At 60.6% G+C, this 9,205-nt stretch carries 9 protein-coding genes and 3 pseudogenes; 6 read left to right on the plus strand and 6 right to left on the minus strand.

Annotated elements, in window-relative coordinates; translation table 11 throughout:
- A pseudogene (locus tag ACFFNA_RS34640) lies at positions 1-514 on the plus strand (IS5 family transposase); the annotation flags it as partial.
- A pseudogene (locus tag ACFFNA_RS34645) lies at positions 510-1,104 on the plus strand (transposase); the annotation flags it as partial. The pseudogenes ACFFNA_RS34640 and ACFFNA_RS34645, both read left to right, overlap by 5 nt.
- On the opposite strand, the pseudogene ACFFNA_RS34650 reads toward ACFFNA_RS34645, so the two are convergent.
- Positions 1,104-1,823 (minus strand): annotated as a pseudogene (locus ACFFNA_RS34650) (DDE-type integrase/transposase/recombinase); the annotation flags it as partial. The pseudogenes ACFFNA_RS34645 and ACFFNA_RS34650 overlap by 1 nt on opposite strands.
- A gap of 111 nt (positions 1,824-1,934) precedes the next feature.
- Here ACFFNA_RS34650 and ACFFNA_RS34655 point away from each other — a divergent pair.
- Positions 1,935-2,309: a hypothetical protein gene (locus tag ACFFNA_RS34655; RefSeq protein WP_378924381.1), complete on the plus strand. Its 375-nt coding sequence runs from the start codon at positions 1,935-1,937 to the stop codon at positions 2,307-2,309.
- Positions 2,310-2,385: 76 nt separating this feature from the next.
- Here ACFFNA_RS34655 and ACFFNA_RS34660 read toward each other — a convergent pair whose 3' ends face one another.
- Genes ACFFNA_RS34660 through ACFFNA_RS34670 form a run of 3 tightly spaced genes read right to left on the minus strand, consistent with a single transcriptional unit; the run spans position 2,386 to position 5,138 of the window.
- Positions 2,386-2,952 (minus strand): CpaD family pilus assembly lipoprotein, encoded by a 567-nt coding sequence (locus tag ACFFNA_RS34660; protein ID WP_095090039.1) that lies wholly within the window; start codon positions 2,950-2,952, stop codon positions 2,386-2,388.
- 10 nt (positions 2,953-2,962) lie between these two features.
- Positions 2,963-4,423 (minus strand): type II and III secretion system protein family protein, encoded by a 1,461-nt coding sequence (locus ACFFNA_RS34665; protein ID WP_378924382.1) that lies wholly within the window; start codon positions 4,421-4,423, stop codon positions 2,963-2,965.
- A 28-nt stretch (positions 4,424-4,451) separates the two neighbouring features.
- A complete protein-coding gene (locus tag ACFFNA_RS34670) occupies positions 4,452-5,138 on the minus strand; it encodes a response regulator (protein WP_095090041.1) in 687 nt (228 codons plus the stop codon).
- A 1,172-nt stretch (positions 5,139-6,310) separates the two neighbouring features.
- Between ACFFNA_RS34670 and ACFFNA_RS34675 the strand changes: the two genes are divergently transcribed.
- Both ACFFNA_RS34675 and ACFFNA_RS34680 read left to right on the plus strand, forming a co-directional pair.
- Positions 6,311-6,574, plus strand: a complete 264-nt coding sequence (locus ACFFNA_RS34675) for a hypothetical protein (RefSeq protein WP_095090044.1) — start codon at positions 6,311-6,313, stop codon at positions 6,572-6,574.
- An 84-nt stretch (positions 6,575-6,658) separates the two neighbouring features.
- Complete coding sequence (locus ACFFNA_RS34680) at positions 6,659-7,315, plus strand: nucleotidyl transferase AbiEii/AbiGii toxin family protein (protein ID WP_378924383.1); 657 nt, start codon at positions 6,659-6,661, stop codon at positions 7,313-7,315.
- Positions 7,316-7,398: 83 nt separating this feature from the next.
- Here the strand turns inward: ACFFNA_RS34680 and ACFFNA_RS34685 are convergent, their stop codons facing one another.
- Together ACFFNA_RS34685 and ACFFNA_RS34690 are read right to left on the minus strand one after the other, a co-directional pair.
- Positions 7,399-7,908, minus strand: a complete 510-nt coding sequence (locus ACFFNA_RS34685) for a GNAT family N-acetyltransferase (protein WP_378924384.1) — start codon at positions 7,906-7,908, stop codon at positions 7,399-7,401.
- On the minus strand, positions 7,909-8,193 hold the full coding sequence (locus tag ACFFNA_RS34690) for a type II toxin-antitoxin system TacA family antitoxin (protein ID WP_095090048.1): 285 nt from the start codon (positions 8,191-8,193) through the stop codon (positions 7,909-7,911). It lies immediately after the preceding gene.
- Between the two features lie 615 nt (positions 8,194-8,808).
- Between ACFFNA_RS34690 and ACFFNA_RS34695 the strand changes: the two genes are divergently transcribed.
- On the plus strand, positions 8,809-9,205 hold a 397-nt coding region (locus ACFFNA_RS34695), incomplete at its 3' end, for a transposase (RefSeq protein ID WP_378924385.1).

Below are 9,205 nucleotides of genomic sequence, written 5' to 3' on the forward strand. Positions count from 1 at the left end.
CGAGGTTGTGAACGCGCTGCTTTACATGGCTTCGTCGGGCGGAGCATGGCGGCTTCTGCCCAAGGACTTCCCCCCGTTCTCGACGGTGCAGAAATACTTCTGGCACTGGCGCGACGAAGGATTGCTGCGCGCCATCAACAACGAACTCGTCATGGCGGCGCGCGAACGGGAAGGCCGGGAGGCGAGCCCGTCCGCCGGCGTCATCGACAGCCAGAGCGTGAAAACCACCGAAAGCGGCGGCGTTCGTGGCTTCGACGCCGGCAAGAAGATCATGGGCCGCAAGCGGCACATCGTCGTCGACACGCTGGGCCTGCTGGTCGGCGTCGTCGTTCACGCCGCCGACATTCAGGACCGCGACGGCGCCCCGGCCGTCCTGAAATCCATCCTCAAGCGCTGGCCGTGGCTGCGCCATGTCTTTGCCGATGGCGGCTATGCGGGGCCGAAACTGCGCGGCGCCCTGCAAAAGCTCGGAACGTTCACGATGGAGATCGTCAAGCGGTCGGACAGCGCGCAGTCGGCTTCTGACGATGAGCGCGGCGACAATCGACCGTGTTCTTCGCGGGGCTCGAGAGACCGCCGGAGGACGGGCACGGCGCCGCAGCGCGGTATCCACGGCGCTACGACGGAGCATTCCGATTCGTACTTTCTCCGACTGGCAGGACCCCTCCGCCCGGATTTGTCGAGGCTGACCTGGTGGCGCACAGTGGACCGGTGACGAGCGGCAGCTTTTATTCAAACGCTTTGTCTCACCGACATTGCGAGCGGTTGGACGGAATGCGCTCCCCTGCTTGTCCGCGAGCAGAAGCTGCTGAGCGAGTGCGGCGGCTCCTGCCATTCAAACTTCTCGGGTTCGATACGGACAATGACAGCGTGTTCCTGAATGAGACTGTGCGCGATTACTGCCGGGACGGTAGCATCGAGTTCACCCGCTGCCGGCCTTACCGCAAGAATGACCAGGCATTTGTCGAGCAGAAGAACGGCGCCGTTGTTCGCCGCATTGTCGGCTATCGCCGGCTGGAGGGACTTGAAGCCGCCGCAGCGCTCGCGCAGCTCTATTCGACGGTACGGCTGTTCGTGAACTTCTTCCAGCCGTCGTTCAAGCTGACATGCTTAAGGCCGAGCTCGTGGCAAGCCCTGGCGAAGGTTTTCGACCTGTAGCAGGAGCCGTTGTCGGTCATGACGCGGGCAATGACGACGCCGAGGCCGGCGTAGTAGGCCACCGCCGCCTTGAGGAAGGCGACGGCGCTTTCCTTCTTCTCGTCGGGGAGGATTTGCGAGAAGGCGATGCGAGAGGCGTCGTCGATGCAGACATGAACGAACTCCCATCCCGCGCCGCGCGACTTGCCCTTTTGTGGATCGCCGGTAATGCGGTGCCCGACCTGGCTGAAGCGGCCGAGCTTCTTGATGTCGATGTGGATCATCTCGCCGGGGTGCTCGCGCTCGTAGCGCCGGATCGGTTCGGCAGGCTCAATGTCCTTCAGCCGCGACAGCCCGGCTCGCTTCAGTACCCGGCTGACGGTGGCGCACGACACACCAACCTCCAGGGCGATGTGCTGGCCGGTCAGCCGCTGGCGGCGCAATGCCACGATGCGCCCGGCCACCGCCTGTCCGGTCATGCCCGGCATGACATGGGGCCGCGACGAGCGGTCGGCCATGCCGGCCCGTCCCTCGGCCGTGTAGCGCTCGACCCAGCGCGTCACGATCTTCGCCGACACACCATACGTCCGCGCCGCATCGGCTTTGGAGAGGCGGCCTTCAACGACCGACAGCGCCATTTCCTCTCGACGCAGCGGCGTGAGACGGGCATTCTTGTGGATGTTCATTCGGACCCTCCGGTGAGTGCTGAAGCTTGGTAACTCCAGTCTCCCCGGTCCGGTCCGAATGGACAACCTCCTGAAAGCTCACAGCTAGGCGGGCAGGCCCGGGATCATTTGGTGTCTGCGACGCTCGCATGGTTTACGCCGGTCATCCCTGGCCAGAAATCATATCGAGCGGTGAAAATGAGGATCCTTGATCCCGCCGAAGTTGCCGGGCTTGGCGTATCCGCCGATGCCTGGCAACCGGACGGGAACCAGACAAATCGCGGAACCGTCTTCACCCGGGTGTGGAGCGGCGCGCAGGCCGCGGTCGTCGCCGAAGGCATGAGCTTGCAGCTGAAAATTCACAGAGATGCCGATCCGGCCGCGCCGGTCGACGAGTTGGTGCCATTTGGCCTCGCGGTCTCTCTCGCAATGCCCGGTGAGATTCGGCTCTATGATCAAGTGCGGGCCCGCGTTCAGCCGCGTCCGGCGCAACGTGCCGCTCCATAATGCAACCGATAAACAATACGCGACGGTATGTGCTGGCGCCGGAGGGTCTACCGGGCTTAGACGAAAAGACCTTATGTCAGCCACCTTTACCCGTCGCGAATGTCCTGTATGTGGCAACTGGTATAGCCGCACGATCGCCATCGCTTGGCTCGATAGCCTTGTTGTCGAGCAAATCGCGCGGATCGTTGACCATTACCGCCAGGTTATGGCGCGTCGAACAGCCAAGCGGCTGGTGGAAGGACTTGTCAGTGAGTAAAGCGCCGGAATACGACGGACAGACAGGGGGGCGGGCATGATAGACAATCGCCTCTATTCGCACTGCGCCACCGTCGTGTTGGTCGAGCAAATGGATGCTGTAAGCGTCGAGGCCCATCTGCCTGGCCTGATGGACTGCCTCTGCGCTGAGCTGGGACGACCCGCTGATAAGCAGGTGGAGGGCATCGCGCCGACCGCGACTGGCCCTCTCAAGGAAGACACGCAAGCGCTGCCGTCCGGAAGCGCGAAGGCTCTCTATGGTCAGGACGGTGGTCTCCTGTCGGATAAGGATTGGTGCCGATGGCTCGACATCGATCGGCGTAGTGCTTGTGCAGCCACTTACGCTTGCCGTCAGAGCGATCTGGAGAACTATGTTCCGCAACGTCATTGGCCGACAGCTATTCTATGATGAAGCCAGGACCGCCCTTGGCGCCTGGCGCGCCGGTGCGGGCAGTCGCGCGGCCTGGCGGCGGACTTGCCAACGAATTCGTCGGAGTGCCTCCCGCGTCCAAAGTCGGCGCCGGCGGGTCCGTGGGTGCGCTCATCTGGTGGGGGTTGGAGCCTGGCCTTACGATGTAGGGCGTAACAAGAATAACCAGTTCCGACTCTTCCTTTCGAAACGAGGACGAGCGGAACAGCGCGCCAAGGATCGGCATTTCGCCGAGCCATGGAAAAGCACTGATATCATTGTTGACGTTACGCCTGATGAGACCACCAATTGCGAAGCTCTGCCCACTGGCGAGTTCGACGACCGTGTCGGCTCGGCGCGTGGAAACTGCTGGCACCGAGATACCGTTGATCTCAACGGCACCTTGTGCCGAAAGTTCACTGACTTCCGGCTTTACGTGAATATTGATTAGGTTGTTGTTGAGAACGGTTGGCACGAATTCCAGGCTGACGCCGAAGTGACGGAATTCTACCGAGACTTGCCTATTTTCCTGCTGGACAGGAATGGGAAATTCGCCGCCGGCAAGGAAGCTGGCGGTTTCACCGGACATAGCGGTAAGGTTCGGCTCGGCCAACACCGAAGCGATGTTCTCCTTGGCGAGCGCGTCGAGAACCGCGCCGACGTTGACAGCACCATTGTCGAATCCGATTTCTGCTGTACCGCCACCATTCGCCGCCCCAGAGCCACCACCTTTGCCGCTTAACAAACCCACTCTGAAGTTGCCGATTTGACCGAAGGCGGACAGGTTAATGCCGAGTGCCTTCATGGCGCTACGGGAGACCTCTGCTACGCGCACACTGAGATTAACCTGCAAGGATCCGGCGACCTTGATGTTATTGACGACCTGCGCACCGTCACCGAGAAATTGCTCAGTAACCCTTTTGGCAGTGTCGGCGGCCTCCGCGTCGGGCGCTGTACCGCTTAGGATTGCGCCGCGCGGCGTATAGTTGACGCGGATCGGATAATCGCCGACCTGGTCCCTCAACATAGCGCGCAGATCCCCGATCGGTTGGCTGACGACAATCCGTAACTCGGCGAGTGCCTCGCCGTTTTTGTCCAGGGCGAACAGGCTGGTTCGCCCGGATTTCTTGCCAAAGACGAAGATGGTGCTACTCGAGGGTGCCTGATAATCGGCGATCGTCGGGTCGGCAACAAAGATGGTCGCGGCTGGCGCCGGCAAATGAACTGTCTTGCCGAGCGAAGAGGAGAGGTTCAGCGTGGTGTTGATGCTGTTGGAAGCGGCACGGGGCGCCCCCGCATCCGGCTTGTTCTGGGCAGCCGCAGAAAGTGGAGATAGCAGAACGAGCGCGCAGAGGAGATGGCCCAAGTAAGGAGAGACGGCAGGTCTCGAACCGACGATGAGCGTCGGCCGCCGATTGGTGTCAGGATGACGAGTTGGAACGATTTTCAAGGCAGTCTTTTCTTTCAAATTCGACCAACTATGCGGATAGACCGTCGGTCAATTCAAGAATGTAGCCAATGCCGCGCACGGTCGTGATTCGTGGCGTTGCACCTGACCTGCACAGATGTCCCCGTAAGCGATAGATTCCGACTTCAAGCGCGTTGCCAGATATTTCGTCGTTGAACGAATAAACGTGATCTTCCAACTGCGCACGTGGCACGATGCGGCCCGCACGGTTAAGCAGATGCTCTAGAATACATAGTTCGCGGCGTGCCATCCTCAGCGGTTGATCGGCAACCGAAACCTCTCGGCCGATTGGATCGAAGTGGAGATTGCCAAATACTATGATGGGGTCGGTCTTCTGTGTCGACCGGCGCAGAACGGCTCTCATTCTGGCGATAAGCTCGTCGGTAGAGAATGGCTTGAGCAGAAAATCGTCCGCGCCACCATTGAAAATCGCAATTCGCTTATCGAGATCGTCGAGGTTACTCATAACGAGGGCAGGAACTGAGTGTCCCTCGCTCCTAAGCTGCCTCAGCCAATCTAAGCCATCGCCATCTGGTAGAGCCAACTCCAGCAGGAGAATTTCATAGCTCGCGCAAGAAAATGCACTCGACGCTTGGTCCAGGCTACCAACGACATCAACGGCAAAGCCGTTTTCCGCGAGCGCAACTGGCACTGTGTGCGTAAGATCCGCATGATGATCCACGAGCAGCGTTCGCATTTCTTCTCCTTTCAAGGGAGGACAATCCATTGCACACGCCACCGTGGGCTCTGAGATCGGGGCGACAGCAGAAGTCGCGGAAGTCGAAACTAGCGCGGGATGCGAGCAACCCGATTTCGATTTCTCTGCGCATCGATCCTCCTAGTGCGGTCCCCCGCATTCGTTAGGCTTGCGTTGCCCTCCAGACCCCCATGATTCGATGACTGAGGCTTAGCTATCGAGAAGCTGGCCCATTGAACAAATCGATTGTTCGAATGAGGTCGCATCCACGTGATGGATGCATCTAGCATATTCACCTCAACTCGCGCGCACGCTGCCATTGCGCGGCGACAATTAGGGTGTCCGGTTGAGCGACAACTATGATGGCCGGTAGGAGCGCTTGTCAGGTCCGGTCGAAGGGAGGGGCGTGGCCCCCTCAAGCTCATCCATCGCGACACGCTGCGGCTGTTCGGTCAATATCACCGGATGGAGAAGGGACGACACTGGAGGTGTCGGAACCACACTGGGGGCAGGCCTGGACAGGGGCTGCCGCTGCCGAGGCTTGTAGGACTCCTGCGGCATTGCATTTGCGTAGCAACAGCCATTCGCGCTCGACAGGTTGATCTTCGCGTCGCGCGGCGAGCTTGCGGTCGATCAGTGCGTGGAGCCTCAGGAGATGGAGATCAGGGCCCTCAAAGGCCTGTCAGCTATCCAAAAGATGAATGATAATTATTGCTATAATCAATTATATCAATCGTCCAAGGCTCTAATATATCGATCCCAAGGCGGTCATGCCCCGCCCCTCTCTATTACTGCGTCGGTTGGGACTGCTGGGGACAATTCGGAGGCCAACATGTGCGGGATTGTTGGCATCGTTTGTCAACTGCCGGTATCGGAGCGATTGGTCAACGCCTTGAAGCATCTCGAACATCGCAGCTATGATTCGGCCGGCGTTGCGACGATCACCGAAGCGCCTTGCACCGCCGGCGCGCCGCGGGCAGGGCCGCCGCCGCGCCTCCAGCCTCGATGCGCATGAAGCCTTCATCGTCGGGCTGATCGAGGAGCGCAAGGACATCGGCGAGATCAATCAGAGGTCATTGTCGATAGCTAAAGGAATAAATTCTTGATCCCATCAGGTGCTGGAGAGGTTGGTAGCTTATGCGATGGTCCCGAAACAACTAGCTTAAGCCATTATGAGCAAGCATTTGGCGTCCGTCCTGACGACCGTGAACGCGCCCTACAGCGTACAGCTGGACTATGCAGGTCTGGCTTATTGCCTGGCGGATCTCGAGTTGGCCAAACAGCATCCTGGTCATATCAGCGCCTTTCTTGGCGAGGTTCCCCTCGCACTGCAGGTCGAGCTCGCTGTCGTGCACCACATCCCGGTCCCCGACCTGAAGGCCTTCGCCGCTGCGTTCTCCGCCTGGTCCGGCGAGAGCTATCCGCTCGCTGCGTGATGGCCGAACACGATAGCCGGCGCCCTTCCGAATGGCGGCGGCCTTTTAGCATCGCCGTCGATCTGATTAACCAGCTTCGGGAGAATGCGGCGGTCAGACTTCGAATGGTCGTTTGGCGGTGGGACGGCTATGATGATCAAGATCGGCCATCGTGAAAGCCATGACATCGATGTTTTCCTCGATGACCCGCACTGCTTGGCTTCATCGACCCGTCCAGAAGCCGCCTGCGCTTTGCGCCGACGCCATCGGACTGTCAGGGTGATGAAGTTCGCCTTCGAAGGCATCGGCGAAATCGACTTCATCATAGCCGGAGTCCTGACCAAGACGCCCTTCAAGACATATGATGTCGAAGGGAGGACGGTTCGGCTCGAGACCATTCCCGAAATCATTGTCAAGAAGGTCTATTATCGCGGCTCCCAAGCCAGGCCTCGTGACATCTTCGACATCGCAGCCGCAGCCCGGTCGCAACTCGGCGAAGTCGTCGATGCCTTGCGCGCGTTTCCGCAACAAGTCGCGCGCACCAGGGAACGGTTGGAAAAGTTCAATCCGGAATTCGTTAGTCGTGCCATCGCACAGTTGATGATCATGCCCGACTATGAAGCGTCGGCCGCCGACAGTCTGGATGCTGCGATCGCTGTGCTTGATAGGCGTTGTCATCGTCCAAGCCGACCTGATCGCCTCCCCTCCGGATCGTTGCCGGGCAGGGGAGGGGCTTTTTCTATAACGCCGACGCCTTGGTGAGGTTGACCCGGAAGCGGTCGCGGCGCAGTTGATATTTTCGGGTCATCTCAGCGCTGGTGTGCCCGAGCTGTTTCTGCACGTAGCTAGTGCGCAGTGTCTGCCAACCAGAGGCGCACATCCTGAATCGAGCGCATGAGGACGGAAGGATTATCCCGTGCGGCGATGAAGCCCCAACTGTGCCAATAGCGCTCGGCCTCGGTGTCAATTGCCCTGACCACGACCGCGCGGCCACCGACGATGTCGGCGCCGGCGATGCAGCGCCGCAGCGCGTCCTTTACCAGTCCGCTGCCGACGCCACGCCCCACGTAGTTTTGATCGACCGCGAGTTGTCCGATCAAAAGGCAAGGGATCGGATCCGGTGGGCGCCCCGTGCGGATCGAGCGCGGCGCACTGTTCGGCTGGATCACGCTGGGTGCGAGCCCATAATAACCGACCACGGTTCTGTCATTGTGAACAACCAGGACTCGGGTAAACCCGCGAGCCTGGTTGGTCCGCGCAAAGCCGAGCAGCCATGCGTTGAGGGCGGGCTTGCCGCAATCGAATGCGTCGAGACGATGCGTGTCGTCCAGCAGTTCTATGCCTGAAAGCGCCACCTAGCTTTCCCAAGGGGCAAACCGGCGGAGCCGCTCCGCCGCCTTAGGCGGCGGAGGGCTTGCTGGGGCGGCGATCGCCTGCATGAATGCATTGTAGGCGTCCGGCGACAGGCGAATGACGGTCGCGTTGAGGATTGCCGCCTGCGCTTCGTGCAGTGCGGCGCGGCGCATGAACTCGGTGCGAGACAGGCCTAGCAGTTCCGCGCCGCGGTCGATAATGGTCAGATCGTCATCGCGAAACCGCATCGAGACGGGCGTTTCCTTCCTGGGGCCTGTCGCGGCCATGGCGCTCTCTCCTGTGCTGCGAGCGTATATATACGTTTGTAACGCAGATCGCAATACATCGTGACGCCCGGGCCCTGTGCCCGGGTGGCGGCAAACGCGACGAGCCTTTGCACCGACCCGTCCCGGATCCGGGCACTATCGAGCCGTGGCATGGGATGCCGAGGGCCCGGCGCTCGCTTCCTTGGCGAACGCTCTGGCGAAGCGGCCCATGGCCTTCGTCTGCCAGCCGCGCGCGCACCTGCCGCTCGGCCTTTCCATGTCGAATGATCGGGCTGAAGCGCTGGCCGGCATCCTCCAGCGCTACCCCGAGGTAGGCATCATCGAGGACGATCCGCTAGGCCCGCTCTGCGGCACGCCGGCCGCAAGCGTGGGATCCCGACCAGACGATCCTGATCCGGTCGTTCTGCAAGGCTCTCGGCCTGGACCTGCGCTCGAGCGTCATCGGCGGCAATGCCCGGCATGTGCAGGCGATCCCGCTAGCAGCGCTCGCATGGCCTGGGCATGATCAGCCGCATCCTGCAAGGCGCGCGCTAGGACCAATCCACATTCAGGATTTCCAAAACTGAGATGTGCTGAATCAATGCGTTCCGGATTTACTGATTCGGAGCGGGTTTGATGGGTGTAAAGCGCTATGAACTGAACGAGGCGCAGTGGGTCCGGATCGCCCCGCTTCTGCCGGGCAAGGTTGGTGATCCGGGCCGTAGCGGCGCCGACAACCGCCTGTTTGTGAACGGAGTTTTATGGGTCCTGCGATCCGGAGCATTCTGGCAGCACCTTTTGGAGCGCTACGGCAAGTGGAAGAGCGTCCATGCCCGCTTCACCCGCTGGGCCAAGGCCGGCGTCTGGAGCGTGGATGCGCAGGGCTGCTGCACCCGGTCGATGGGTTGCTTTCAATCGGACTACCCAGATGGAGGTCTCGAAAAACCTCCCCATTTTGACCGGTTTGTGATTCACTGCCGTTGCGATTTGGAAGGAGGGATTGGATGCGGGGACAGGCCGGGTTCTGGGATAT

The organism is Mesorhizobium kowhaii, assembly GCF_042431665.1.
Classification (GTDB): domain Bacteria; phylum Pseudomonadota; class Alphaproteobacteria; order Rhizobiales; family Rhizobiaceae; genus Mesorhizobium; species Mesorhizobium kowhaii.